The 23,633-nt window shown below is 69.4% G+C and carries 23 protein-coding genes and 1 riboswitch; of the genes, 9 read left to right on the top strand and 14 right to left on the bottom strand.

Features of this window, described 5'->3' with window-relative positions; translation table 11 throughout:
• Positions 1-61 precede the first annotated feature (61 nt).
• Positions 62-139: riboswitch (cobalamin riboswitch) on the bottom strand.
• Between the two features lie 77 nt (positions 140-216).
• The 6 genes from AB0Q90_RS31395 to AB0Q90_RS31370 all read right to left on the bottom strand — a co-directional run bounded on the left by AB0Q90_RS31395 (position 217) and on the right by AB0Q90_RS31370 (position 5,986).
• Complete coding sequence (locus AB0Q90_RS31395; protein WP_363161733.1) at positions 217-723, bottom strand: GNAT family N-acetyltransferase; 507 nt, start codon at positions 721-723, stop codon at positions 217-219.
• An 81-nt stretch (positions 724-804) separates the two neighbouring features.
• Entirely contained in the window at positions 805-2,403 is a 1,599-nt protein-coding gene (gene mctP, locus AB0Q90_RS31390; RefSeq protein ID WP_363161732.1) for a monocarboxylate uptake permease MctP, read from the bottom strand.
• The gene (locus tag AB0Q90_RS31385; protein ID WP_363161731.1) at positions 2,400-2,657 is read right to left on the bottom strand and encodes a DUF3311 domain-containing protein; all 258 of its coding nucleotides are present in this window, start codon (positions 2,655-2,657) and stop codon (positions 2,400-2,402) included. The genes mctP and AB0Q90_RS31385 overlap by 4 nt, the downstream gene beginning before the upstream one ends.
• Positions 2,658-2,779: 122 nt before the next feature.
• Complete coding sequence (locus tag AB0Q90_RS31380) at positions 2,780-2,977, bottom strand: YbdD/YjiX family protein (RefSeq protein ID WP_363161730.1); 198 nt, start codon at positions 2,975-2,977, stop codon at positions 2,780-2,782.
• On the bottom strand, positions 2,952-5,087 hold the full coding sequence (locus AB0Q90_RS31375) for a carbon starvation CstA family protein (RefSeq protein ID WP_363161729.1): 2,136 nt from the start codon (positions 5,085-5,087) through the stop codon (positions 2,952-2,954). Before AB0Q90_RS31375 ends, AB0Q90_RS31380 begins: the two co-directional genes overlap by 26 nt.
• A gap of 134 nt (positions 5,088-5,221) precedes the next feature.
• Complete coding sequence (locus AB0Q90_RS31370; RefSeq protein ID WP_363161728.1) at positions 5,222-5,986, bottom strand: GntR family transcriptional regulator; 765 nt, start codon at positions 5,984-5,986, stop codon at positions 5,222-5,224.
• A 324-nt stretch (positions 5,987-6,310) separates the two neighbouring features.
• On the opposite strand from AB0Q90_RS31370, the gene AB0Q90_RS31365 reads away from it, so the two are divergent.
• From AB0Q90_RS31365 to AB0Q90_RS31350, 4 genes are all read left to right on the top strand, one after another.
• Positions 6,311-7,588, top strand: a complete 1,278-nt coding sequence (locus AB0Q90_RS31365; RefSeq protein ID WP_363161727.1) for an extracellular solute-binding protein — start codon at positions 6,311-6,313, stop codon at positions 7,586-7,588.
• A gap of 77 nt (positions 7,589-7,665) precedes the next feature.
• Complete coding sequence (locus tag AB0Q90_RS31360) at positions 7,666-8,652, top strand: sugar ABC transporter permease (RefSeq protein ID WP_363161726.1); 987 nt, start codon at positions 7,666-7,668, stop codon at positions 8,650-8,652.
• A complete protein-coding gene (locus AB0Q90_RS31355; protein WP_363161725.1) occupies positions 8,649-9,479 on the top strand; it encodes a carbohydrate ABC transporter permease in 831 nt (276 codons plus the stop codon). The genes AB0Q90_RS31360 and AB0Q90_RS31355 overlap by 4 nt, the downstream gene beginning before the upstream one ends.
• A 9-nt stretch (positions 9,480-9,488) precedes the next feature.
• Positions 9,489-10,970, top strand: coding sequence for a glycoside hydrolase family 3 protein (locus AB0Q90_RS31350; RefSeq protein WP_363161724.1), 1,482 nt, complete (start codon positions 9,489-9,491; stop codon positions 10,968-10,970).
• Between the two features lie 139 nt (positions 10,971-11,109).
• On the opposite strand, the gene nagB is transcribed toward AB0Q90_RS31350, so the two are convergent.
• Positions 11,110-11,895 carry a glucosamine-6-phosphate deaminase gene (gene nagB / locus AB0Q90_RS31345; RefSeq protein ID WP_363161723.1) on the bottom strand — a complete coding sequence of 262 codons (786 nt, stop codon included), beginning with the start codon at positions 11,893-11,895 and terminating at the stop codon, positions 11,110-11,112.
• A 245-nt stretch (positions 11,896-12,140) separates the two neighbouring features.
• On the opposite strand from nagB, the gene AB0Q90_RS31340 reads away from it, so the two are divergent.
• Positions 12,141-13,214: an SIS domain-containing protein gene (locus AB0Q90_RS31340; RefSeq protein WP_363161722.1), complete on the top strand. Its 1,074-nt coding sequence runs from the start codon at positions 12,141-12,143 to the stop codon at positions 13,212-13,214.
• A 45-nt stretch (positions 13,215-13,259) separates the two neighbouring features.
• Here AB0Q90_RS31340 and AB0Q90_RS31335 read toward each other — a convergent pair whose 3' ends face one another.
• Positions 13,260-14,012, bottom strand: coding sequence for an SDR family oxidoreductase (locus AB0Q90_RS31335; RefSeq protein ID WP_363161721.1), 753 nt, complete (start codon positions 14,010-14,012; stop codon positions 13,260-13,262).
• A 96-nt stretch (positions 14,013-14,108) separates the two neighbouring features.
• On the opposite strand from AB0Q90_RS31335, the gene AB0Q90_RS31330 reads away from it, so the two are divergent.
• Both AB0Q90_RS31330 and AB0Q90_RS31325 read left to right on the top strand, forming a co-directional pair.
• Positions 14,109-14,741, top strand: a complete 633-nt coding sequence (locus AB0Q90_RS31330) for a TetR/AcrR family transcriptional regulator (protein WP_363161720.1) — start codon at positions 14,109-14,111, stop codon at positions 14,739-14,741.
• 411 nt (positions 14,742-15,152) lie between these two features.
• A complete protein-coding gene (locus tag AB0Q90_RS31325; RefSeq protein ID WP_363161884.1) occupies positions 15,153-16,619 on the top strand; it encodes a PAS domain-containing sensor histidine kinase in 1,467 nt (488 codons plus the stop codon).
• A 179-nt stretch (positions 16,620-16,798) separates the two neighbouring features.
• Here AB0Q90_RS31325 and AB0Q90_RS31320 read toward each other — a convergent pair whose 3' ends face one another.
• Both AB0Q90_RS31320 and AB0Q90_RS31315 read right to left on the bottom strand, forming a co-directional pair.
• Positions 16,799-17,056: a WhiB family transcriptional regulator gene (locus tag AB0Q90_RS31320; RefSeq protein ID WP_006142322.1), complete on the bottom strand. Its 258-nt coding sequence runs from the start codon at positions 17,054-17,056 to the stop codon at positions 16,799-16,801.
• 319 nt (positions 17,057-17,375) lie between these two features.
• Positions 17,376-18,344, bottom strand: coding sequence for a diacylglycerol kinase family protein (locus tag AB0Q90_RS31315; RefSeq protein WP_363161719.1), 969 nt, complete (start codon positions 18,342-18,344; stop codon positions 17,376-17,378).
• A 136-nt stretch (positions 18,345-18,480) separates the two neighbouring features.
• Between AB0Q90_RS31315 and AB0Q90_RS31310 the strand changes: the two genes are divergently transcribed.
• The gene (locus AB0Q90_RS31310) at positions 18,481-18,915 is read left to right on the top strand and encodes a hypothetical protein (protein WP_363161718.1); all 435 of its coding nucleotides are present in this window, start codon (positions 18,481-18,483) and stop codon (positions 18,913-18,915) included.
• 21 nt (positions 18,916-18,936) lie between these two features.
• Here AB0Q90_RS31310 and AB0Q90_RS31305 read toward each other — a convergent pair whose 3' ends face one another.
• From AB0Q90_RS31305 to AB0Q90_RS31295, 3 genes are all read right to left on the bottom strand, one after another.
• Positions 18,937-20,079 carry an RNA polymerase sigma factor SigF gene (locus tag AB0Q90_RS31305; RefSeq protein WP_363161717.1) on the bottom strand — a complete coding sequence of 381 codons (1,143 nt, stop codon included), beginning with the start codon at positions 20,077-20,079 and terminating at the stop codon, positions 18,937-18,939.
• Positions 20,080-20,096: 17 nt separating this feature from the next.
• Positions 20,097-20,510, bottom strand: coding sequence for an anti-sigma factor (locus AB0Q90_RS31300; RefSeq protein WP_015657891.1), 414 nt, complete (start codon positions 20,508-20,510; stop codon positions 20,097-20,099).
• A gap of 220 nt (positions 20,511-20,730) precedes the next feature.
• Complete coding sequence (locus tag AB0Q90_RS31295) at positions 20,731-21,030, bottom strand: UBP-type zinc finger domain-containing protein (RefSeq protein ID WP_363161716.1); 300 nt, start codon at positions 21,028-21,030, stop codon at positions 20,731-20,733.
• A gap of 86 nt (positions 21,031-21,116) precedes the next feature.
• Here AB0Q90_RS31295 and AB0Q90_RS31290 point away from each other — a divergent pair, with 86 nt between their 5' ends.
• Positions 21,117-22,712 carry a Na+/H+ antiporter gene (locus AB0Q90_RS31290; protein WP_363161715.1) on the top strand — a complete coding sequence of 532 codons (1,596 nt, stop codon included), beginning with the start codon at positions 21,117-21,119 and terminating at the stop codon, positions 22,710-22,712.
• Between the two features lie 19 nt (positions 22,713-22,731).
• Here the strand turns inward: AB0Q90_RS31290 and AB0Q90_RS31285 are convergent, their stop codons facing one another.
• Complete coding sequence (locus tag AB0Q90_RS31285; protein ID WP_363161714.1) at positions 22,732-23,625, bottom strand: pyridoxal-phosphate dependent enzyme; 894 nt, start codon at positions 23,623-23,625, stop codon at positions 22,732-22,734.
• Positions 23,626-23,633 lie beyond the last annotated feature (8 nt).

Here is a 23,633-nt window from a genome sequence, read left to right as displayed (position 1 = left end):
CCATTCCACGAGGCCCGGACGTCATGGCACCCGAACCGGACGGCCGGGCACGCTGTCGACAGGTCCTCGGACTGAACAGGCGTGCAGATGCACGCAAGTACACCGTTGCGGGACAGTTCCGGATTCGCACCGGATTCCCCTGCGGCGACAGCGAGCATGAGCATACATCTTGTGCCGGGCTGCGGTGACACCCCCAGATGTTGTGTCGCGTCGGCTTCAGAGCGTCAACTGATAGGTGAGGAGAGTGAACTCGCCGTGCTCCGGAATCGGGTTCCAGTCCCGTTCCGGCGTGCGGACGAAGCCGAGACGCTCGTAGATGCGGTGGGCGGCGCGCATGGCGTCCTGGGTCGACAGGATGACGGCGGTGCAGCCCGGCGTGTTCCTCGCACGGTCGACGCAGGCCCGCACAAGGGCCTCTCCGGCGCCACGGCCGCGGGCAGTTCTCGCGACCGCGAGCATGCGGATCTCGGCCTCTCCGGCGCGGGCGAGGTCGGCCATGGGGCCGCCGGAGGGCACGAAGGTGACCCCGCCGAGGACGCGGTCGTTCTCCGTGGCCACCAGGACGTCCGCCGCTGCCGCGCGCTTGGCCACGTCCTTCAGTTCGCCGAGGTACCAGTCGCTCTCGCCGAAGGTCAGGAGGCCGTCCTGGAGGTAGGCCTCGGCGGTGATCTCGCCGAGAAGGGTGTATTCGCCGGGTTCTGCCTGCCGGATCACGATGTCCATGCGGCCGAGTGTGCCGGACGGATACGACAACGGGCCGCCGGATTTCTCCGGCGGCCCGTCGGTCGCGCGTGCGGCGGCCGCCTAGTGGGTGCCGACCGGGACCTCCGTCTTGACCCCCGGGTCGCCCGCGTCCGCCGTGTAGTCCTCCGGGCGCGTCTCGTCGACGCCCTCGGGGGCCTTGGCCGCCCGCAGGGCGAAGGTCAGGACGACCGTGACGACCAGGTTCAGCACGAACGCGGTCAGGCCGATGTAGCCGATCTCGCCGATGCCCGGGATCTCCTTCGACGAGCCGCCGAAGTGCTTCTGCGTCGGCGAGGCGACGCCGTACGCGGCCACCGTGCCGTAGATCATGCCGACCGCCCAGCCGGCCAGCAGGGCCCAGCGGTGGAACCAGCGGGTGAACAGGCCGCCGACCAGGGCCGGGAAGGTCTGCAGGATCCAGATGCCGCCCAGCAGCTGGAAGTTGATGGCGACCGTCTTGTCCATGGTGAGGACGAAGACCAGCGCGCCGACCTTCACCAGCAGCGAGACCAGCTTGGAGACCTTGGTCTCCTGCTGCGGTGTCGCGTCGGGCTTGATGAAGTCCTTGTAGATGTTGCGGGTGAAGAGGTTCGCCGCCGCGATGGACATGATGGCCGCGGGCACCAGGGCGCCGATGCCGATCGCCGCGAACGCCACGCCCGCGAACCAGGCCGGGAACATGTTCTCGAACAGCTGCGGGATCGCCAACTGGCCGTTGGTGACGGTGACTCCGGCCGCGATCGCCATGAAGCCCAGCAGCGCGAGCAGGCCGAGCATCAGCGAGTACAGCGGCAGGATCGTGGTGTTGCGGCGGATCACCTCACGGCTCCGGGAGGAGAGCGTCGCGGTGATCGAGTGCGGGTACATGAACAGCGCCAGCGCGGAGCCCAACGCCAGGGTGGCGTACGTCCATTGGCCCGCCTCGGCGGGGACGAGACCGCCCGCCCCGGCGGCCTCGTACTTCTCGCCCGCCTTCGCGAAGATCTCGTCGAACCCGCCCAGCTTGATCGGGATGTAGATGATCGCCACCGCGATGACGAGGTAGATCAGCGTGTCCTTCACGAACGCGATCAGCGCGGGCGCACGCAGGCCGGAGGAGTACGTGTACGCCGCCAGCACACCGAAGGCGATCAACAGCGGCAGGTCCTTGACGAACCAGTTGGTGTCCTCGCCGCCGCCGACGCCCATCACGTCCAGCACCGCCTGGATGCCGACGAGCTGGAGCGCGATGTACGGCATGGTCGCGAGGATGCCGGTGACCGCCACGGCCAGCGACAGGCCCTTGGAGCCGAAGCGGCCGCGCACGAAGTCCGAGGTCGTCACATAGCCGTGCTTGTGGGACACCGACCACAGGCGGGGCAGGAACGTGAAGATCAGCGGGTACACCAGGATCGTGTACGGCACCGCGAAGAAGCCCGCCGCGCCCGCCGCGTAGATCGCCGCCGGGACGGCCACGAAGGTGTAGGCCGTGTACAGGTCGCCGCCGAGCAGGAACCAGGTGACCCAGGTGCCGAACGAGCGTCCGCCCAGGCCCCATTCGTCGAGGCTGTGCTCGTTCTCGGCCTTGCGCCAGCGCGCGGCCAGGAAGCCCATGACCGTGACGGCCAGGAAGAAGAAGATGAAGACGGCGAGTGCGACGCCGTTCACGCCGTCGTTCATCGGCCCGCACCTTCCCGACGGGCGCGCTGGTCACGCTGCCACAGCTTGTACGCGATCATCGTCAGGGCCGTGGAGATCAGCACCCAGGCCATCTGGTACCAGTAGAAGAACGGGATGCCGATGAAGACCGGGTCGGTCTTCGCATACGAACCCACCCACAACATCGCCACGAAGGGCGCGACAAGGCACAGGGCGATGACGACACGCACAGGCGTCACCACCTGCCCTCTGCTCACTTCTGGGGCATCTGACATCTGACGGCTCCGTCCCCTCACTGATCACCTGTGTAACGCGCAGGCAATGTAGGTCACGGTGTCGCAGAAGCGGAACCCCTCGTCCGCATATCGGTCCCCGGTGATCCCCCTTCAAAAACCCCTCAGCAACAGCGGAAACCCTGGCGCGGGTCCGACTCCTGCCGGTCCGTCCGCATCCGCTCGAAATCGCGCCGGGACGGCACGGGTTCCTCCGGGTGGGTTCTGCGGAGGTGGGTGACGTAACGGTCGTACGCGGATTCGTCGGTGAGTTCCCGGACGTACCAGCGCACCGCCCTAACTGCCCGCCGTAGTGACCGCATCGCGCTGCTCCTCCTTCTCCTCGCGGGTCGGGAACAGCCCGGCCGGAGCGGCGATCCTCGACTCGACGTACGGTGCCTCGCTCAGCGTGGACAGTGCCGGGCGGCGGATGTGGCGGACGCACACGCGCGTGGCGTCCACGATGACGATCACGATCAGCAGGGCGAGGACCGCCGTAAGGACGCCGTCCACCGTGGAGTTGGTGACCACCGTGTGCATGTCGTCCATGGACTTGGCCGGCGGCAGGATCTTCCCGTCGTCGATCGCGTCCTGGAAGACCTGCCGCTGCTTGAAGAAGCCGACCCTCGGATCGCTGGAGAACACCTTCTGATAGCTGGCCGTCAGCGTCACCGTCGCGTCCCAGGCGAGCGGAACCCCGGTGATCCAGGCCCACTTCAGGCGCCCGGACTTCACCAGCAGCGTCGTGCAGACCGCCAGCGCGACCGCCGCCAGCAGCTGGTTGGAGATGCCGAAGATCGGGAACAACTGGTTGATGCCGCCGAGGGGTTCGTGCACGCCCACCCACAGGAAGTACCCCCACAGCCCGCACACGATCCCGCTGCAGATGACCAGGCCGGGCTTCCAACTGACGTCCTTGAACGGCAGGTAGAGGTTGCCGAGGGTGTCCTGGAGCATGAAGCGGCCCACGCGCGTCCCGGCGTCCAGGGCGGTCAGGATGAACAGCGCCTCGAACATGATCGCGAAGTGATACCAGAAGGCCCGCAGACTGTCCCCGGTGATCTGGGAGAAGATGTCCGAGATGCCGACGGCGAGCGTCGGAGCGCCGCCCGTGCGGGAGAGCAGGCTGGCCTCCTCGACGTTGCGGGCGGCCGCCGCCAGTTCCTCCGGGGAGATCTGGTAGCCCCAGCCCGTCACCACCTGCGAGGCGTTCTGCACGGTGTCCCCGATGACCCCGGCGGGCGCGTTCATCGCGAAGTACAGCCCCGGGTCGATGATCGAAGCCGCCACCAGCGCCATCACGGCCACCGACGACTCCATCAGCATGGAGCCGTAGCCGATCATCCGGACCTGGGTCTCCTTCTGGATCATCTTCGGCGTCGTGCCGCTGGAGATGAGGGAGTGGAAGCCGGACAGGGCCCCGCAGGCGATGGTGATGAAGACGAACGGGAACAGCGACCCGGCGAACACCGGTCCGTCGCCGCGCGAGGCGAAGTCGGTCATCGCGTCCATCTTCAGCGTCGGCAGCGCGACGACGACCCCGAGCGCGAGCAGGAAGATTGTGCCGATCTTCATGAAGGTGGAGAGGTAGTCGCGGGGCGCCAGCAGCATCCACACCGGCAGGATCGAGGCGATGAAGCCGTACGCCACCAGCCAGATGACCAGGGTGGAGGGCGCCAGGGTGAACGCGTCGGCCCAGGACGACTCGGCGACCCAGCGGCCCGCGACCAGGGCGAGCAGCAGCAGGCCGACGCCGATGAGCGAGACCTCGGCGACCCGGCCGGGGCGCAGGACCCGCAGATAGAAGCCCATCAGCAGGGCGATCGGGATCGTCATCGCGATGGAGAAGGTGCCCCACGGGGAGGCGGCCAGGGCGTTGACGATGACCAGGGCCAGCACCCCGAGCAGGATGATCATGATGGCGAAGGCGGCGAGCAGTGCCGCGGCCCCGCCGAACGGGCCGATCTCCTCGCGGGCCATCTGGCCGAGGGACCTGCCGTCCCGGCGCGTGGAGAAGAACAGCACCACCATGTCCTGGACCGCGCCCGCGAAGATGACGCCCGCGATGATCCAGATGGTGCCGGGCAGATAGCCCATCTGCGCGGCCAGTACGGGCCCGACCAGTGGTCCGGCGCCGGCGATCGCCGCGAAGTGATGGCCGAGCAGGACGCGCCGGTCGGTCGGGTGGAAGTCGATGCCGTTGTCGAGCCGTTCCGCCGGGGTGGCCCGGGTGCGGTCGACCTTGAGGACCTTGTACGCGATGAACTTGGCGTAGAAGCGGTAGGCGATGGCGTACGAGCCGAGGGCCGCGGCGACCATCCAGGCGGCGGAGACGTCCTCGCCCCGGGAGAGCGCCAGCACCGCCCAGCCGGTGGCGCCGACCAGTCCGACGAGGGTCCAGATGACGATGGTTCGAGTGTTCGCAGTGCGCACCGGGTCGTCCTCCCGTCCATGCGATGACGGGAGGACCGTAGAACAGGAATGTGAGCTGCGCTACACCACGTGCACTACTGCTGTCGAAGCTTCAACCGACTTGGACCCGCTGCCGGTTGAGCCGCGCGTCGGCCTCAGTCCTGCGGCCGCTTGAGTCGCGCGACGAACTTGTAGCGGTCCCCGCGGTACACCGACCGCACCCACTCCACCGGCTGCCCGTCCCGGTCCAGCGAGTGGCGGGAGAGCATCAGCATCGGCAGGCCCACGTCGGTGCCGAGCAGGCCGGCCTCGCGCGGAGTGGCCAGCGAGGTCTCGATCGTCTCCTCGGCCTCGGCGAGATGGACGTCGTAGACCTCGGCCAACGCGGTGTAGAGGGACGTGTACTTGACGAGGGAGCGGCGCAGGGCCGGGAAGCGCTTGGCGCTCAGGTGGGTGGTCTCGATCGCCATCGGCTCGCCGTTGGCCATGCGCAGGCGCTCGATGCGCAGCACCCGGCCGCCGGCCGTGATGTCGAGCAGGTCGGCGAGCCGGTCGTCGGCGGTGATGTAGCCGATGTCCAGCAGCTGCGAGGTGGGTTCGAGGCCCTGGGCGCGCATGTCCTCGGTGTAGGAGGTGAGTTGCAGCGCCTGGGAGACCTTCGGCTTGGCGACGAAGGTGCCCTTGCCCTGGATGCGCTCAAGACGGCCCTCGACGACCAGCTCCTGGAGGGCCTGGCGCACGGTGGTGCGCGAGGTGTCGAACTCCGCCGCCAGTGTCCGCTCGGGCGGCACCGGTGTGCCGGGCGCCTGTGTCTCGGTCATGTCCAGCAGGTGCTTCTTCAAGCGGTAGTACTTGGGCACGCGCGCGGTACGGACGGTGGCCCCACCCTCGTTCTCCGCACTGCTGACGTCGGTGCTCATGCTCTGCCTTCCCGGCTCCGGATGCGGGTCACATCGTGATCCCCTCTGTATACCGTCGCCACCTGTTTTGGTCTAGTCCACAGAGCCAAGTGGTCTAGCGGAAGAGACTACTCCGGCGCTGCTGTTTTCGCTGGCTTCTTACTTAAAGGTTCCTTCATATGTAGGTCGGATAACAGCTGGTCAGAGGGTATTCGAGCACCCTTGACACGCTTCCTGGTCTGGTCCAAGCTCCGGGTACTGGTCTACACCATTGGTCCAGGTCCCGGCCCCACGTACATGGCGGGGGAGCCAGGGGGGTTCGTGGGCATCCCTGAGGAGGGTGGCGTGAAGCGCAAGCTGATATCCGCGATCGGTGTCGCGGCAATGATGGTCTCCATCGCGGCGTGCGGGGGCGACGACGGCAGCGACGAGGGCAAGACCGGCGCGGACGGGTACGCGGGCCAGACCCTCACCGTCTGGGTCATGGACGGATCCTCCCCGGACCAGTGGCAGAAGGACGTCGCCGCCGCCTTCGAGAAGAAGACCAAGGCGAAGGTCAAGTTCGAGATCCAGCAGTGGAACGGCATCCAGCAGAAGCTGACCACCGCCCTGTCGGAGGAGAACCCGCCGGACGTCTTCGAGATCGGCAACACCCAGACCCCGGCCTACGCCAAGACCGGCGGCCTCGCCGACCTCGCCGACCTCAAGACCGAGATCGGCGCCGACTGGACGGAGTCCCTGAACAACTCCTCCGTCTTCGAGGGCAAGCAGTACGCGGCCCCCTGGTACTTCGCCAACCGCGTCGTCCTCTACAACAAGAAGATCTGGGCCGAGGCGGGCATCAAGGACACCCCCAAGACCCGGGACGAGTTCTACGACGACCTGAAGACGATCGGCGAGAAGACCGACGCCGAGCCGATCTACCTGCCCGGCCAGAACTGGTACCACTTCGTCGGCCTCACCATCGGTGAGGGCGCCGAGCTGGTGAAGAAGGACGGCGACAAGTACGTCTCCAACCTGGCCGACCCCAAGGTCGCCGCCGCCATGGAGACCTACAAGAAGTTCCAGGACCTCTCCAAGGCCCCCAAGGACAAGGACGAGGCCACCCCGCAGCAGGGCGAGGTCTTCGGCAAGGGCAACGTCGGTGCCTTCATCGGCATGGGCTGGGAAGCCGGCATCGCCATCGAGGCCAACCCGAAGATCGAGAAGGAGATCGGCTACTTCACGATCCCCGGTCCCACGGAGGCCAAGCCCGAGGGCGTCTTCCTCGGCGGCTCCAACCTCGCCGTCGCCGCGGGCAGCAAGAAGCAGGAGCTCGCCAAGGAATTCCTGCGGATCGCCCTGTCCGACAAGTACGAGGGCGAGCTGGCCAAGCTCAACGGCGTCATCCCCAACAAGGAGTCGCTGCAGACCAACCTGGCCGGCAACGCCGTCGCCGAGGCAGCGGCCCCGGCCGCCGCGGGCGGTGGCACCACGCCGCTGATCGCCGAATGGGCCGCCGTCGAGAACGCGCCCAACCCGATCAAGACCTACATGACCGCCGTGCTGAACGGTAAGTCCCCGGCCGAGGCCGCCGAGCAGGTCGAGGACGAGTTCAACAAGCGCCTTTCGCAGCAGCAGTAAGGCACTGGGGTGGAGGGCCGCCACGGGGCGGCCCTCCACCCCGCGTTCAGGCAGGTCGAGGAGAAGAGAACGCGAGCATGACCGTGCAGACCGAACGGCCGCCCTCCGGCCCGGCGGACGTCCGCAAGGGCCTTTCAGGATCCGGCGGGCCAGCCCCGCGAGCCGCGTCCCGTTTCGGCGCGCTCGCCCCGTACCTCCTGCTGCTGCCGGCCTGCGCGGCCTCCGTGCTGCTGCTCGGCTGGCCGCTGCTGAAGGACGTACTGCTGTCGTTCCAGAACCTCAACATGGCGCAGCTGATCCAGCACGCCACCGAGTGGAACGGCATCGACAACTACAAGGAAGTCCTCACCGGCGAGGACTTCTGGCGCGTCACCCTCCGCTCGATCCTGTTCACGGCCGTCAACGTCGTCCTGACCATGGTGCTCGGCACCCTGGTCGGCCTGCTGCTGGCGCGGCTCGGCAAGCGGATGCGGCTGATGCTGATGATCGGCCTGGTGCTCGCCTGGGCGATGCCGGTCGTCGCGGCGACCACCGTCTACCAGTGGCTGTTCGCCGAGCGCTTCGGCGTCGTCAACTGGGTGCTGGACAAGCTCGGCTGGCACTCCATGGCCGACTACAGCTGGACCAGCAGCCAGATGTCGACGTTCTTCGTCGTCACCCTGCTGATCGTCTGGATGTCCATCCCGTTCGTCGCCATCAACCTGTACGCGGCCACCACCGTCATCTCCGCCGAGCTGTACGAGGCCGCGGCCCTCGACGGCGCGGGCGCCTGGAAGAGCTTCACCACGGTCACCCTGCCGGTCCTGCGGCCCTTCCTCTACGCCACGACGTTCCTGGAGGTCATCTGGATCTTCAAGGCGTTCGTGCAGGTCTACGTCATCAACGCGGGCGGCCCCGACCGGCTCACCGAGATCCTGCCCGTCTACGCCTACATCGAGGGCGTCGGCAACCAGCACTACGGCATGGGCGCAGCCATCGCCGTCCTGACCATCCTGATCCTGCTCGGGCTCACTGCCTACTACCTGCGGATCGTGCTCAAGCAAGACGAGGAGGGGGAGCTGTGAAGCGCACGCTCTTCGGCCGCATCTGGCCCAATGTCACGGCCGTCGTCCTGATCATCGGCTGCCTCTTCCCCGTGTACTGGATGTTCTCCACGGCCTTCAAGCCGACCGGCGACATCATCTCCGAGGACCCCGTCTGGTTCCCGACGGACATCACCTTCGAGCACTTCAGGACGGCGACCAGCGTCGACCACTTCTGGACGTACGTGACCAACTCGCTGATCGTCACGAGCCTCGCGGTCGTCTTCTCCCTGATCATCGCGCTCGCCGGGTCCTTCGCCCTGGCCCGGATGCGGTTCAAGGGACGGCGCGGCTTCATCGTCGGCTTCATGCTGGCCCAGATGGCGCCCTGGGAGGTCATGGTCATCGCGATCTACATGATCGTGCGGGACGCCTCCCTGCTGAACAGCCTGGTCCCGCTGACGGTCTTCTACATGATGATGATCCTGCCGTTCACCATCCTGACGCTGCGCGGCTTCGTCGCCGCCGTGCCGAGGGAGCTGGAGGAGGCGGCGATGGTCGACGGCTGCACCCGCGTCATCGCGTTCCGCAGGGTGATCCTTCCGCTGCTCGCCCCCGGTCTGATGTCGACCTCCATGTTCGGTTTCATCACCGCCTGGAACGAGTTCCCGCTCGTCCTGGTGCTCAACAAGGAAGCCGAGTCCCAGACCCTGCCGCTGTGGGTGTCCAGCTTCCGCACCGCCTTCGGCGACGACTGGGGCGCCACCATGGCGGCCTCCTCCCTCTTCGCCGTCCCGATCCTGATCCTCTTCGTCTACCTCCAGCGCAAGGCCGTCAGCGGCCTGACCGATGGCGCCGTGAAGGGATAACGCCACCCGATGACGACATTCGCCAGCGGCACCGACACCCTGACGCGTGACGCCCTGACCGTCCTCCAGCCCGGCTTCGCCGGCACCACCGCCCCCGACTGGCTGCTGCGCCGCCTCGGCGAGGGCCTTGCCTCCGTCGGCCTGTTCGGCCGCAACATCGCCTCGTCCGAACAACTGGCCGCGCTCACCGCCCAGTTGCGTGCCGAGCGCGAGGACGTGCTCGTCGCGATCGACGAGGAGGGCGGCGACGTCACCCGCCTGGAGGTGCACACCGGCTCCTCCTTCCCCGGCAACCACGCCCTCGGCGCGGTGGACGACGTGGAGCTGACGCAGCAGGTGGCCGCCGAACTGGGCCGCCGCCTCGCGTCCTGCGGAGTCAACTTCAACTGGGCCCCGTCGGCGGACGTGAACTCCAACCCCTCGAACCCGGTCATCGGGGTCCGCTCCTTCGGCGCCGACACCGAGCTGGCCGCCCGGCACACCGCCGCCTACGTCACCGGCCTCCAGGCGTCGGGCGTCGCGGCCTGCACCAAGCACTTCCCCGGCCACGGCGACACCGCCGTCGACTCCCACGAGGCACTCCCGCGCATCGACGCCGACCTCGACGTCCTCGCGGAACGCGAACTGACCCCCTTCCGTGCCGCGATCGCCGCCGGCACCCGGGCCGTCATGACCGCCCACATCCTCGTCCCGGCCCTGGACCCCGCCCGCCCGGCAACGTTGTCCCACCGCATCCTCACCGACCTGCTGCGCGGCGAACTCGGCTACGACGGCCTCGTCGTCACCGACGGCATGGAGATGCAGGCCATCGCCGCCACCTACGGCATCGAACGCGGCAGTGTCCTCGCCCTCGCCGCCGGCGCCGACGCCATCTGCGTGGGCGGCGGCCTGACGGACGAGGAGACGGTGCGACGCCTGCGCGACGCCCTCGTCACGGCCGTCCGCACGGGTGCACTCCCCGAGGAACGCCTGGCGGAGGCGGCGGAACGCGTCCGCTCCCTGGCCCGCTGGACGACCGCAACCCCGGCCGCGGAGGTGGAGGCCCGCCCGGAGATCGGCCTGACGGCCGCCCGCCGAGCCCTGCGAGTGACGGCTCCCCAGCCGCACGAGCCCCTGACCGAGGCCCCCTACGTGGCCGCACTCACCCCGGTGGCCAACATCGCGGTGGGCGACGAAACCCCCTGGGGCGTCGCAGCCGAACTGGCGGAGCTGCTCCCGGGCACACAGACGGCCACCTACACGGACGAGACCGCGGCCCGGGCAACCCTGGAGGCGGCCGGCCCCCGCCGCATAGTCGCCGTGGTCCGCGACGAACACCGCCACCCCTGGATGTCCAAGACCCTGGACACCCTCCTGCGCGAACGCCCCGACACGATCATCGTCGAAATGGGCGTCCCCCAGTCCCCGCCACGAGGCGCCCTGCACATAGCGACCCACGGCGCGGCGAGGGTCTGCGGCCGGGCGGCGGCGGAGATCATCGCGGGCAGGTAGCGGCTGTACGACGAGAAAGGCGCCGGTTCCCCACGAGGGAACCGGCGCCTTTACGCGCCCAAGGGGCGCGGGGAACTGCGCGACAAGCCACACACAACCCGCACCCCGAAAAGCACCGGACCAGGCGGACGAAACCGCCCTAAATCCCCTGCCACGAAGGCTTGTTGGCATACGTGTGCCGGAAGTAGTCCGCAAGCTTCAACTTGGAAGCAGCAGCCTCATCCACCACAACCGTCGCATGCGGATGCAACTGCAACGCCGAAGCGGGACACACCGCAGCAACCGGCCCCTCCACGGTAGCGGCAACGGCATCAGCCTTGCCCTCCCCCGTGGCGAGCAGCACCAGATGCCGCGCCTCCAGAATCGTGCCGATGCCCTGCGTGATCACGTGATGCGGCACCTGCTCGATGTCACCGTCGAAGAACCGCGCGTTGTCCACCCGCGTCTGCTCCGTCAGCGTCTTGATCCGCGTCCGCGAGGCCAGCGACGAGCACGGCTCGTTGAACCCGATGTGCCCGTCCGTGCCGATCCCCAGCAACTGCAGATCCACGCCCCCGGCCTCGGTCAGCGCCGCGTCGTACGCCTGGCAAGCCGCCTGCACGTCCTCGGCCGTCCCGTCCGGCCCCATGAAGGAGGACATCCCGATACCGAGCGGCTCCAGCACCTCACGCCGCAGCACCGAGCGGTACGACTCCGGATGCTCGGCCGGCAGCCCCACGTACTCGTCGAGCTGCGCGACCCGCGCCCGCGAGGCGTCCACGGCACCGGAACGCACCTTCGCAGCGAGCGCCGAGTAAATGGGCAGCGGCGTCGAGCCGGTGGCCACGCCCAGCACGGCGTCGGGCTTGCGCCGCAGGAGCTGTGCCATGGCCTCGGCGATGAGCTCGCCGCCCGCCTTGGCATCCGGAACGATGACAACTTCCACGCTGGGCCTGCCGATCTGGAAAGGGGCTCAACCGGTGACTCGACCGGTACCCGAGAGGGCTATGTGGTTTAGACCAATCTAACAGAGGAGGGCCCTGCCTCCCAGGTGAACGCGGGCGCACGGACGAGGGCCGAGCGGGGACGCGGACGAGGGTCGAAAGGATGCGCCCGCAAGCCTGCGCACGGGCGATGTTCAGCTCGGGGGAGTGCAATGGGAGGAGCCGCAGCGACCCGAAGGGAACCCGCATGACCACCGCCACGCCCCCGGACCCCCAGAGCGAGCCCCCGGGCCGGATCATGGCCCGCGAGATGGCCGAGCAGCCGGCCGTACTGCGCCGGATCCTTCAGGACGGCGCCCCGGCCGTCCGGCGGATCGCGCAGGAGATCGCCGCCCGCGCACCCCGCTTCGTGCTGCTGACCGCCCGCGGCACCTCCGACAACGCCGCGCTCTACGCCAAGTACCTCCTGGAGATCCGCCTCGGCCTGCCCTGCGGCCTCACCTCGATGTCGACCACCACGGCCTACGGCGCCCGCCCGGACCTCACCGACGTCCTGGTCGTCACCGTCAGCCAGTCCGGCGGCTCCCCGGACCTGGTGGCGTCCACACGGGCCGCCCGGGAGGCCGGCGCGATCACCCTCGCCGTGACCAACAACCCGGACTCACCGCTGGCCGCCGTGTCCGAGTACCACATCGACGTCATGGCCGGACCGGAGAAGGCCCTCCCCGCGACCAAGACCTACACCGCCTCCCTTCTCTGCCTCTATCTCTTCGTCGAAGGCCTGCGCGGCGGCGACGGCGCCCCGGCGAAGCCCCTGCCGGACCTGGCCGAGCAGCTGCTGGCCCGGCAGGGCGAGGTCCGCCTCCTCGCCGCCCGCTACCGCTTCGCCGAGCGCATGGTGATCACCTCGCGCGGCTACGGCTACCCCACGGCCAAGGAGGCCGCCCTCAAGCTGATGGAGACCAGCTACATCCCGGCCCTCGCCTACTCCGGCGCCGACCTGCTGCACGGCCCGCTCGCCATGGTCGACAACGTGTCCCCGGTCATCGCGGTCGTGCCGGACGGCAAGGGCGGTGAGGCGCTCCAGCCCGTCCTGGACCGCCTCCGCGGCCGCGGCGCCGACCTGGTCGTCATCGGGCCGGCGAGCCAGGTCGAGCGGGCCTCGGCCGGCTTCGTCCTGCCCACCGACGGCGTGGCGGAGGAGGTCCAGCCCGTCCTGGAGATCATCCCGCTGCAACTGCTGGCCCACGAGGTGACCATCGCCCGCGGCCAGGACCCGGACGCACCCCGCGCCCTGGCGAAGGTGACGGAGACGCGCTGAGCCCGGTCGGCCGGCAGTAGCAGGTGGCGGGCGCCGGCGCGAGGCTCAGGTCAGCGAACCTCCCGTCGCGTCCACCCAGCTCCCCGTGACCCACCGCCCGTCGTCCGAGGCCAGGAACGCCACCACGTCCGCCACGTCGGCCGGTGTCCCCACCCTGCCCAGCGCCGATATCGCCTCGGCCTGCGCCATGCCGTCCTCGGTGCCGTAGAGGAAGGCGGCGGTGTTGTCGGTGTCGATGAGCCCCGGGGCCACCGAGTTCACAGTGATGCCCCGGGGGCCCAGGATCTTGGACAGGTCGCGGGAGAAGACGTCGAGCGCGCCCTTCGTCATGGCGTAGGCGATGTTGTCGGGCATGACCGCGGTCCGGGCGAGTCCCGACGAGATGTTGATGATCCGGCCGCCGTCCCGCAGGCGTTCCGCGCCATGCTTGACGAGAAAGAAGGGCCCCTTCACGTTCACGGCGAAGACCCGGTCGTAGACCTGCTCGTCGATCGTGTCGATCGGTGGCGTGTTCCCGATGCCCGCGTTGTTCACCAGGATGTCCAGCCCGTCCGCGTGCCGGTCGAACTCCTCCCACAGTGCCTCCGCGTCGCCCGGCACGCCCAGCTCGACGCCGATCGTGAAGGCGGAGCCGCCCGCCGCCTCGATCGCGGCCACCGTCTCCTTCGCCGCCGCCTCGTTCCTGCCGTAGTGCACGGCGACCCGTGCGCCCTCGCGCCCCAGCCGCTCGGCGATGCCTCGCCCGATACCCCTGCTCGCCCCCGTCACCAGAGCCGTCCTGCCTGCAAGCACGCCCATCCCGGCGCCCCCTCGTCATTTGTCTAACGGTCGCTACAGAAAAACCGTAGATCACGCCGCCGACATTTGTCTAGCGCCCGCTATAAAATGCACTCCATGGTGAGCAGTGAGCAGACGAAGGCGCAGGCCGGGGCCGCATCGAGGCGCCGTGGCCGCCCCCGTTCGTTCGATCGCGAGACCGCGCTGGAGAAGGCGCTCCTGGCGTTCTGGGAGCACGGCTACGAGGCCACGTCCGTCTCGGACCTCACCCGCGTGATGGACATCGGCGCCCCGAGTCTGTACGCGGCCTTCGGCGACAAGCGGTCGCTGTTCGAGGAGGTCGTCCGCGAATACGGCACGAAGTACGGCTCCTTCACCGACCGCGCCCTCGCCGAGGAGCCCACCGCCCGCGCCGCCGTCACGCGGATTCTGCGCGAGGCGGCGGTCGAGTACACCGACCCGGGCCATCCGTACGGCTGCCTGGTGATCCATGCGGCCATCAACTGTTCGACCCCCGAGGTCGAGGAGTCCCTGCGGGTCCGGCGCAACGCCAACATCGCCGCCATGGAGAGCCGTATCCGTGCGGACATCGCCGCAGGTGAGCTACCCGCGGGCACGGACGCCGGGGCGCTCGCCCGGCATGCCGGCGCGATGATCCAGGGCATGTCCCAGCAGGCGCGCGACGGCGCGAGCCGCGCGGAGTTGGAGACGCTCGCGGAAATTGCCCTGTCCATCTGGCCCCGCACATGAACCCACAAGCGTTAGGCTGCGTGGTGGATGCTGGGACGTCCGACTAGTTGGAGTCCCGGTCCGGAAGCGACAACAACAAACATCCTCCACCGCATGGACACGCCGAGTGGTCTAGTCCACAATGGTGACGAGAGTCCACGTGATACGAGGACACAGGCTTCCGTCTTCCCCGCACAGGAAGACGGACCGAGGAACCGGTGCTCTCTGCCCTGACTGCCCCGGCTCCTCATCCTTCGGCCGACGGGACCGCACACCCCCCGGCCGATATTGCTCCGGGCTGCGGTGCCGGGAGGGTTGAGGGTCCCTCTCAGGCGCCGCGGCCCGCGGGTGTCTTCGGCGGTCGTACGTGGTCGGCGGCCGAACATTTCAGGGCCGCACAAACCGCCAGGTACGCTCACACTCGTGCCCTCCATGAACGAACTGGTCCACCAGCACACAGCCCTCGACGAGTCCGACCTTGAGTGGCTCCATCTGCTGGTCTCGGAGTGGCAGCTGCTCTCCGACCTCTCCTTCGCCGACCTCGTCCTGTGGGTCCCCACCAGCGACGGCACGCGGTATGTCTCCGTCGCCCAGATGCGGCCCAACACCGGCCCGACCTCCTACCAGGACGACATGGTGGGCCACCTCGTCCCGCGCGGCCGCCGCCCCATGCTGGACGCCGCCCTCGACGAGGGCCGGATCGTGCGCGAGGGCGACCCCGAGTGGCGCGAGGAGGTCCCGGTCCGGGTCGAGTCGATCCCGGTACGGCGCGAAGGGCGCGTCCTCGGCGTCATCGCCCGCAACACCAACCTGCTCACCGTGCGCACCCCGAGCCGGCTGGAACTGACCTACCTCCAGAGCGCCTCGGACCTCGCGCAGATGATCGCGGCCGGCTCCTTCCCGTTCGCGAACCAGCAGGTCGACATGGACGCCTCGCCCCGCGTCGGCGACGGCCTGATCCGCCTCGACGCGGACGGCATCGTCCAGTACGCCTCCCCGAACGCTCTCTCCGCCTACCACCGGCTCGGCCTGGCCGCCGACCTGGTCGGCCACCATCTGGGCAAGACCACCGCCGAACTCGCCCCGACCCACGGCCCGGTGGACGAGGCGCTGGCCAAGGTGGCCAGCGGCTGGGCGCCCCGCGAGTTCGAGATCGAGTCCGACGGCGGGGTGATCCAGTTCCGGGCGATCCCGCTCAAGCCCAAGGGCACCCGCATCGGATCGCTCGTCCTGCTCCGCGACGTCACCGAACTGCGCCGCCGCGAACGCGAGTTGATCACCAAGGACGCGACCATCCGGGAGATCCACCACCGGGTGAAGAACAACCTCCAGACCGTGGCGGCCCTGCTCCGCCTCCAGGCCCGGCGCATCGAGTCCGACCGCGGGCGCGAGGCGCTCGAAGAGGCGGTACGCCGGGTCGGCTCGATCGCGATCGTGCACGAGACGCTCTCCCAGAACCTGGACGAGCGCGTGGAGTTCGACGAGATCGCCGACCGGGTCCTCGCGATGGTCGCCGAGATCTCACCGGGCAAGGTCACCGGACGGCGCACCGGCCGCTTCGGCATCCTGGACGCCGAGGTCGCCACCCCGCTGTCGATGGTGCTGACCGAGGTACTGCAGAACGCGCTGGAGCACGGCTTCCGGCAGGGCGACACCGGCACCGTCGAGGTCTCCGCGGTCCGCGGCGGCACCTCCAAGGAGACCCGCCTCCTCGTCACCGTCCAGGACGACGGCGTCGGCCTGCCCGAGGGCTTCGACCCGCACACCGCGGGCAACCTCGGCCTGCAGATCGTACGGACCCTGGTGGAGGGGGAGTTGGGCGGTACGTTCGACATGGTCCCGGCGCCGGAGCGGGGTACGCAGGTGATCCTGGACATTCCGGTGCGGGCGCAGAAGTAGCCGTAGCACGCGAGTCGCCGGAGCGAGCCGTAGAAAGCAATGAGCCCCGGACCTTGATCGGTCCGGGGCCAAAAGCTCGTGCTATGCGCATCGGGGGTACTGCGCGCTGCGGCTCGGGGGCGGGAGATGCGTACTCGCTGTACGCGCCGCCAAGCTCAGGCTGTCGCGGGGCGGGTGTGTCAGGCGGAGGCCTGACGGGCCCGGTTGCGGGCGGCGCGGCGCTTCATGGCACGGCGCTCGTCCTCGCTGAGACCACCCCAGACGCCGGAGTCCTGACCGGACTCAAGCGCCCACTGCAGGCACTGATCCATAACGGGGCAGCGACGGCAGACGGCCTTGGCTTCCTCGATCTGCAGCAGCGCAGGACCGGTGTTGCCGATGGGGAAGAAGAGCTCGGGGTCTTCCTCGCGGCAAACGGCGTTGTGACGCCAGTCCATGGCTGCTACCTCTCCTTGGTATTACGTGCAAGTTGCTTGTGAATGTGAACGCTTTCACGAATCCCTCAACAAGTGAAGGGCCGCCCGTCAGGTTTCCCTGGCGTGGTCCTGTGAGATGAAGAGGGGTTCCGGTGATCTGTGGAGCCGGTGTTGCGGGCTGTCCCGATCGCCACGTAGAGACTCGCAAACCTCAGCGGCGGATACAACCCCTTCCGGAAAGTTTTTTTTGATTCCTCGGTGTCGACTAGGTCACAGCCGTACTTCCATGGGGTGGATCCTGGCCTAAACGTTCGAGTGAAAGGACTTTAGCCCCTTCTGCTCACACAATCACACGCAGTGCATGGCGTACGCCTGTGAACGTCACGCTCGTACGCAGCCCCAGGTGGTCGCCGTCCATCTGGAGGGGCAGCGGGACCTTCGAATGCAAGGTGAACCGGTCCAGGTCGTGCAGTGAGAAGGCATGCTTCCCATGCGGGCCACGCTCGGGGGACGAAGTGAGCAACTGGGTGCCATACCGGGCAACCGCGGCCGTCGTCATACGGCTGAGACCGAGTACGTCGAGTCCTTTATCGAACGAGGCCTTAGGCGACGCGTACATCGGGTGATTGCCCAGGAACGTCCACGGAGAGGTGTTCGAGACTATCGACAGCACCAGGTCGGTCACCGGCTCCGCGTCCGCCCGCTCCAGCGTGATCGTCCCGTGCCGACGGTGCGCCTCGCCGAAGAACTGGCGCAGGGCCTGACGGACGTAGAGCGCATGCGTGGACTTTCTGCCGCGCTCCCGCTGCTGCTCGACCCGGCCGACCACGCCGGCGTCGAAGCCGAGGCCCGCGTTGAAGGTGAACCAGCGCGCGGGCACCGCCTCGTCGTCCGTGCCGGGCGTCCCCGAGGTCAGTCCCAGGCCCACCGTGCGCTCGCTGCCCTCGCGCAGGGCGTCCAGCAGGGCGCCGGTGGCCTCCACGGCGTCGTTGGGCAGGCCCAGCGCGCGGGCGAAGACATTGGTGGAGCCGCCGGGGACCACCGCGAGACCGGGGAGGTGCTCGGGGTCGGGGCCGGCGTGCAACAGACCGTTGACGACCTCGTTGACCGTGCCGTCGCCGCCCAGGGCCACGACCAGATCGACGTCCTGGCTCTCCGCGGCCTGTCGGCCCAGATCGCGCGCGTGCCCGCGGTACTCGGTGGTGACCGCCTCAAGCTTCATCTCGCTCGCGAGCGCATGGATCAGGACATCGCGCGTACGTGCGCTTGTGGTGGTTGCCGCCGGATTGACCACGAGAAGTGCACGCATGGATTGCAGAGTACCTACTGGGTGGTACCGATCCCAGGCCGAGTAGGGATCTCGTAGGAGAATCGGTGCGTGAACCTTGCCACGGGCGCCCCCACCTGGCCCGGGGCGCGCACCCGGCGAGGGCTACTCTTCAGGGGTGAGTGCTGAGCAGAACCCCGCCCCGGAAGCCGGACCCCGCCCGCGGCGGCTGACGTACGCGGCGGCGCTCGCCGCGCTGGAGGGCCTCGCCCTGGTGGTCGGCGGGGTCTGGATCCTCGTCCTCGGCCTCACGGGTGACGCGGACGACCGGCAGCAGGCCGTCACCGGCGGTGTGACGCTGATCGTGCTCGCGCTGCTGCCACTGCTCGCCGCCCGCGGACTGCTCGCCCGGCGCAGCTGGGCCCGCGGCCCCGCCGTCATCACGCAGATCATGGCGCTGCCCGTGGCCTACAACCTGCTGCAGGCCGACAGCGTGGCCATCCCGGCCGGAATCGCCCTCGGGGTGGTGGCCGTCACCGCGCTGGTGCTGCTCATCAACGCCGAGACGACCCGGGCCCTCGGCATCCGGGGGCCCGGCAACGCGTCGGAGTAGTGCGGAGCAGTCCCGCGGGGGCTACTCCTCGACCAGCAGCTTCTCCCGCAGCTGCGCCAGGGTGCGCGCCAGCAGACGCGACACGTGCATCTGCGAGATGCCGACCTCCTGCGCGATCTGCGACTGGGTCATGTTGCCGAAGAAGCGCAGCAGCAGGATCCGCTTCTCGCGCGGCGGCAGGTCCTCCAGCAACGGCTTGAGGGATTCGCGGTACTCGACGCCCTCCAGCGCCTCGTCCTCCGCGCCGAGGGTGTCCGCCACGGCCGGCGACTCGTCGTCGGTGTCGGGGACGTCCAGGGACAGCGTGGAGTACGCGTTGGCGGACTCCAGGCCCTCCAGGACCTCCTCCTCCGAGATGGCCAGCTTCTCGGCCAGCTCGTGGACCGTGGGGGAGCGGCCGTGCAGCTGGGAGAGCTCGGCCGTGGCCGTCGTCAGGGCGAGGCGCAGCTCCTGGAGCCGGCGCGGTACGCGCACCGCCCAGCCCTTGTCGCGGAAGTGCCGCTTGATCTCGCCGACCACCGTCGGAGTCGCGTACGTCGAGAACTCCACGCCGCGGTCCGGGTCGAAGCGGTCGACCGACTTGATCAGGCCGATGGTGGCGACCTGGGTGAGGTCGTCCAGCGGCTCGCCGCGGTTGCGGAACCGGCGCGCGAGGTGCTCCACGAGCGGCAGGTGCATACGGACCAGCTGGTTGCGCAGCTCCGCGTACTCCGGGCTGCCGTCCTTCAGCTTGCGCAGCTCGACGAACATGGCGCGCGCCCCGCTGCGGTCCTGAGAGGCGTGCTGCGTGGCCTGCCCGCTGTGCGCACCCAACGCATCGTCCTCGGCGTGTCGCTCGTGCTCGCTCATCGTCCCGCCCGTAGCCCTTCCCCGAGCCCCCGCCTCGGCTCGGACAGGGGAGACCCCGATCCGTCCCGCCAAAGGCGCGCCCTGCACGGCACCCTTCCGATCCAGCCGCCCGTCGGCCGGGCCGCCGGCCTCCGCCGAGTCGCCGGAGTCGTCCTCCGGATGCGGCCGGGCCTGCTCGGGGATGCCGTCGACGCCGTCCGCCATGCGCCGCGAACCGAGCGCCGAGTCCTCCCGCAGGTCCGCGGCGTCGCTCGGGCGGGGCACACCCCCGCCCTCGGCGGGCAGCTCCCGTGTCCCGCGCTCTTCGTCCCGCACCGGCCCGTCCCCGTTCCTCACGCCGGCCCGGGTCCCGCGCCGCGCTGTTTGTAGAGGCTGATCGAAACGGTCTTGTCGTCGTCCACGGCGGAGGAGACCTTGCCCGCGAGGGCGGACAGCACGGTCCAGGCGAAGGTGTCACGTGACGGTGCGTGACCGTCCGTGGTCGGGGCCGAGACCGTGACCTCCAGCGAGTCGTCGACGAGCCGGAAGACACAACTGAGCACCGAGCCGGGCACGGCCTGCTGGAGCAGGATCGCGCAGGCCTCGTCCACCGCGATGCGAAGGTCCTCGATCTCGTCGAGGGTGAAGTCCAAACGGGCGGCGAGGCCGGCAGTCGCCGTACGCAGCACCGACAGGTAGGCACCCGCAGCCGGCAGCCGGACTTCCACGAAGTCCTGGGTCGCGGGCTCGCCTGCGATCTGGGACACCCTCACCTCCAAGGTGGTACAAGCGTTTCGGGGCCGAGGGTCGCCCCCCGGGTAACGCGATGTGTGGTTCAGCGGTGACGCTACCGCGCTCTCAACTTTCCTGTCCCCGGGACCCCAACCCCCTGCTGTCACTCATAGTAAACCTATGGATACGCTCCGTGGCTAGGGGTTTGCCGGGCCCAAATGGGAAGAGCGCGCGCCGGGTTGACGTACCCAGGCCTCAGACGGTCGAACCGTCCGATTCCCGAGTCGTGGCGGGCGCCACGAGGACATGGTCGACAAAGCACCAGCGCCAGTTCTCACCGGGCTCGAAGGTGCGCATGACCGGGTGGTCGGTGTCTCCATGGTGCCGCGTCGCGTGCCGCCCCGGCGAGGAGTCGCAGCAGCCGACGTGACCGCAGGTGAGACACAACCGCAGCTGTACCGGGTGAGTGCCGTCCGCCAGGCACTCCGGGCAGGTCTCGGTGAGCGGCGGGGGCTCCGGGTGCGGCAGCGCGTCGGCATGCGTGCACTGTTTCATGATTGCCAGGTTACGACGGGCGCGCGGAAGGCCGCGCGAAAAACCGAGGGCGGGCGAACGACGATGAACGAGGGCGGGCGAGACGCATGGACGTGATGCCGCTGCTGTTGCTGGTGGCGGGCAGCGCCGCGGTCGCCGCCGCCGCGCGACGCACCCCGGTGCCGGCGCCCCTGCTGCTGGTCGCGGTCGGCCTGGCCGTGTCGTATCTGCCAGGGGTCCCCGACTACACCCTCGACCCGCACATCGTCCTGCCGCTCATCCTGCCGCCGCTGCTGCACACGGCCGCCACCGACAGCTCCTACCTCGACCTGCGGGCCCAGCTGCGGCCCGTCGCGCTGCTGTCGGTGGGCTACGTGCTCTTCGCGACCTTCGCCGTCGGCTGGGCCGCGTACATGATCGTGCCGGGGCTGCCGCTGACCGCCGCCCTGGTGCTGGGCGCGGTGGTGGCGCCCCCGGACGCGGTCGCGGCCACGGCCGTGGCACGCCGGGTGGGGCTGCCGTCCCGGATCACCACGATCCTCCAGGGCGAGTCCCTGGTGAACGACGCGACCGCGATCACCGCCTACCGGGTGGCGCTCGCGGCCGCGGTCGGCGAGGGCGCCACCTGGGCCGGCGGGATCGGCGAGTTCCTGGTCGCGGCGATCGGCGGCATCGGGATCGGCCTGGTGCTGATGGTGCCGATCCAGTGGCTGCGCACGCACGTGAAGGAGGCGCTGTTCCGCAACACGCTCTCCCTGCTGATCCCGTTCGTCGCCTACGCGGTCGCCGAGCAGGTGCACGCCTCCGGAGTGCTCGCGGTCGTGGTCGTCGCGCTCTGGCTGGGACACCGCGCGTGGGAGGTCGATTTCGCGACCCGCCTCCAGGAGGACGCCGTATGGAAGATGGTCGCCTTCATCCTGGAGTCGGCCGTGTTCGCGCTGATCGGCCTCCAGCTGCCGGTGGTCCTCAAGGACCTCGGGGAGTACGAGGGCGGCCGCGCCGCCTGGTACGCGGTCGCCCTCTTCCTCGTGGTCGTCGCCTCCCGGTTCGTGTGGGTGTATCCGGCGACCTTCCTGCCGCGGATGCTGTCGGCGCGAATCCGGGAACGGGAGGAGAACCCGACCTGGAAGGGGCCGTTCATCATCGCCTGGGCCGGGATGCGGGGCGTGGTGTCGCTGGCCATCGCGTTCTCGATCCCGCTGACCGTGCACGGCGGCGAGGATTTCCCCGAGCGCAATCTGATCCTTTTCCTGACCTTCACCACCGTCATCGGCACGCTGGTCGTCCAGGGCCTCACGCTGCCGCCGCTGATCCGCATGCTGAAGCTGCCCGGGCGGGACGTGCAGGCCGAGACGCTCGCCGAGGCCAACGCACAGGCGCAGGCCTCCCGGGCCGCCGAGCGGCGCCTGGACGAGCTCCTCTCCGACGAGCGCAACGCCCTGCCGCCGCCCCTGGCCGACCGCCTCCGCACGGTCCTGGAGCGCCGCCGCAACGCCGTCTGGGAACGGCTCGGGCAGGTCAACCCGGTCACCGGCGAAACCGTCGACGACACCTACCGGCGGCTGTCCCGGGAGATGATCGGCGCCGAGCGGGAGGTGTTCGTCAAGCTCCGCGACGGGCGCTACATCGACGACGAGATGCTGCGCACGCTGCTGCGCCGGCTGGACCTGGAGGAGGCGGCGGCGTTCCGGGAGACCGAGTAGGGCCCGGTGCCGTCGGAGCTCAGGGGAAGGGGCGGCCGGTGACGACGGCCGCGACCGTCGTCCCGCGCGCGAAGGCGCCCTCCGCCGCGAGGGCGACAAGTCCGTACAGCAACTTGGCGACATACAGTCGCTCCACGGGCAGGCCGTGGCGGTCCTCGAAGTCGTCGGCGAAGGCGTGGAGTTCGGGGGTGGTGCGCGCGTAGCCGCCGAAATGGAAGCGGTCGTCCAGCGACCACGTGCCGCGCGGGCCGCCGAAGGCGCCGTGCTGAAGGGCCTGTATGTCGGCGGTCAGGAAGCCGCCCTTGAGCACCGGGACGCCCAGCGCGCGCTGGGCGGGGGCGAGGCCGGCGGCCAGTCCGGCCAGGGTGCCGCCGGTGCCGCAGGCGAGCGCGACGACGTCGGCCCGGCCGCGCAGTTCGGTGCCGAGCTCCTGGCAGCCGCGTACGGCGGCGGCGTTGCTGCCGCCCTCCGGGACGACGTATGCGTCGTCCGCGTCCGCCGCGCGCAGGATGGCCGCCAGGGTGTCCGGTTCTGTCTTGTCGCGGTACACCGATCTGGCGACGAAGTGCAGGCGCATGCCGTCCGCGGCGCACCGGGCGAGGGAGGGGTTCAGGGGGCGGTCGGCGAGTTCCTGGCCGCGGACCACGCCGACGGTGGGTATGCCGAGGAGGCGGCCCGCGGCGGCGGTGGCGCGCAGGTGGTTGGAGTAGGCGCCGCCGAAGGTGACGACGGTTCTTCCGGCCGCCGCGGTGAGGTTCGGGGCGAGCTTGCGCCACTTGTTGCCGATCAGGTCCGGGTGGATCAGGTCGTCGCGCTTGAGGAGCAGGCGGATGCCGTGCCGGGCGAACCGGTCGTCGACGAGCTCCTCCAGTGGCGAGGGGAGCCGGGGGCGGAGGGTGTCGAGGCTGGTCACGGAGCCAT

The sequence above is a fragment of the Streptomyces sp. NPDC079141 genome (genome assembly GCF_040686775.1).
In the GTDB taxonomy this organism is placed as follows: Bacteria; Actinomycetota; Actinomycetes; order Streptomycetales; family Streptomycetaceae; genus Streptomyces.
The sequence above is the reverse complement of the archived record's forward strand: the minus strand, read 5'-3'. Positions and strand labels throughout refer to the sequence as shown.

Excerpts from the sequence above, each read along its gene's own strand:
- AB0Q90_RS31395 (WP_363161733.1), bottom strand. The coding sequence starts at position 723 with ATGGACATCGTGATCCGGCAGGCAGAACCCGGCGAATACACCCTTCTC.
- mctP (WP_363161732.1), bottom strand. The coding sequence starts at position 2,403 with ATGAACGACGGCGTGAACGGCGTCGCACTCGCCGTCTTCATCTTCTTC.
- AB0Q90_RS31385 (WP_363161731.1), bottom strand. The coding sequence starts at position 2,657 with ATGTCAGATGCCCCAGAAGTGAGCAGAGGGCAGGTGGTGACGCCTGTG.
- AB0Q90_RS31380 (WP_363161730.1), bottom strand. The coding sequence starts at position 2,977 with ATGCGGTCACTACGGCGGGCAGTTAGGGCGGTGCGCTGGTACGTCCGG.
- AB0Q90_RS31370 (WP_363161728.1), bottom strand. The coding sequence starts at position 5,986 with ATGAGCACCGACGTCAGCAGTGCGGAGAACGAGGGTGGGGCCACCGTC.
- AB0Q90_RS31360 (WP_363161726.1), top strand. The coding sequence starts at position 7,666 with ATGACCGTGCAGACCGAACGGCCGCCCTCCGGCCCGGCGGACGTCCGC.
- AB0Q90_RS31350 (WP_363161724.1), top strand. The coding sequence starts at position 9,489 with ATGACGACATTCGCCAGCGGCACCGACACCCTGACGCGTGACGCCCTG.
- AB0Q90_RS31340 (WP_363161722.1), top strand. The coding sequence starts at position 12,141 with ATGACCACCGCCACGCCCCCGGACCCCCAGAGCGAGCCCCCGGGCCGG.
- AB0Q90_RS31335 (WP_363161721.1), bottom strand. The coding sequence starts at position 14,012 with ATGGGCGTGCTTGCAGGCAGGACGGCTCTGGTGACGGGGGCGAGCAGG.
- AB0Q90_RS31330 (WP_363161720.1), top strand. The coding sequence starts at position 14,109 with ATGGTGAGCAGTGAGCAGACGAAGGCGCAGGCCGGGGCCGCATCGAGG.
- AB0Q90_RS31325 (WP_363161884.1), top strand. The coding sequence starts at position 15,153 with ATGAACGAACTGGTCCACCAGCACACAGCCCTCGACGAGTCCGACCTT.
- AB0Q90_RS31320 (WP_006142322.1), bottom strand. The coding sequence starts at position 17,056 with ATGGACTGGCGTCACAACGCCGTTTGCCGCGAGGAAGACCCCGAGCTC.
- AB0Q90_RS31315 (WP_363161719.1), bottom strand. The coding sequence starts at position 18,344 with ATGCGTGCACTTCTCGTGGTCAATCCGGCGGCAACCACCACAAGCGCA.
- AB0Q90_RS31295 (WP_363161716.1), bottom strand. The coding sequence starts at position 21,030 with ATGAAACAGTGCACGCATGCCGACGCGCTGCCGCACCCGGAGCCCCCG.
- AB0Q90_RS31290 (WP_363161715.1), top strand. The coding sequence starts at position 21,117 with ATGGACGTGATGCCGCTGCTGTTGCTGGTGGCGGGCAGCGCCGCGGTC.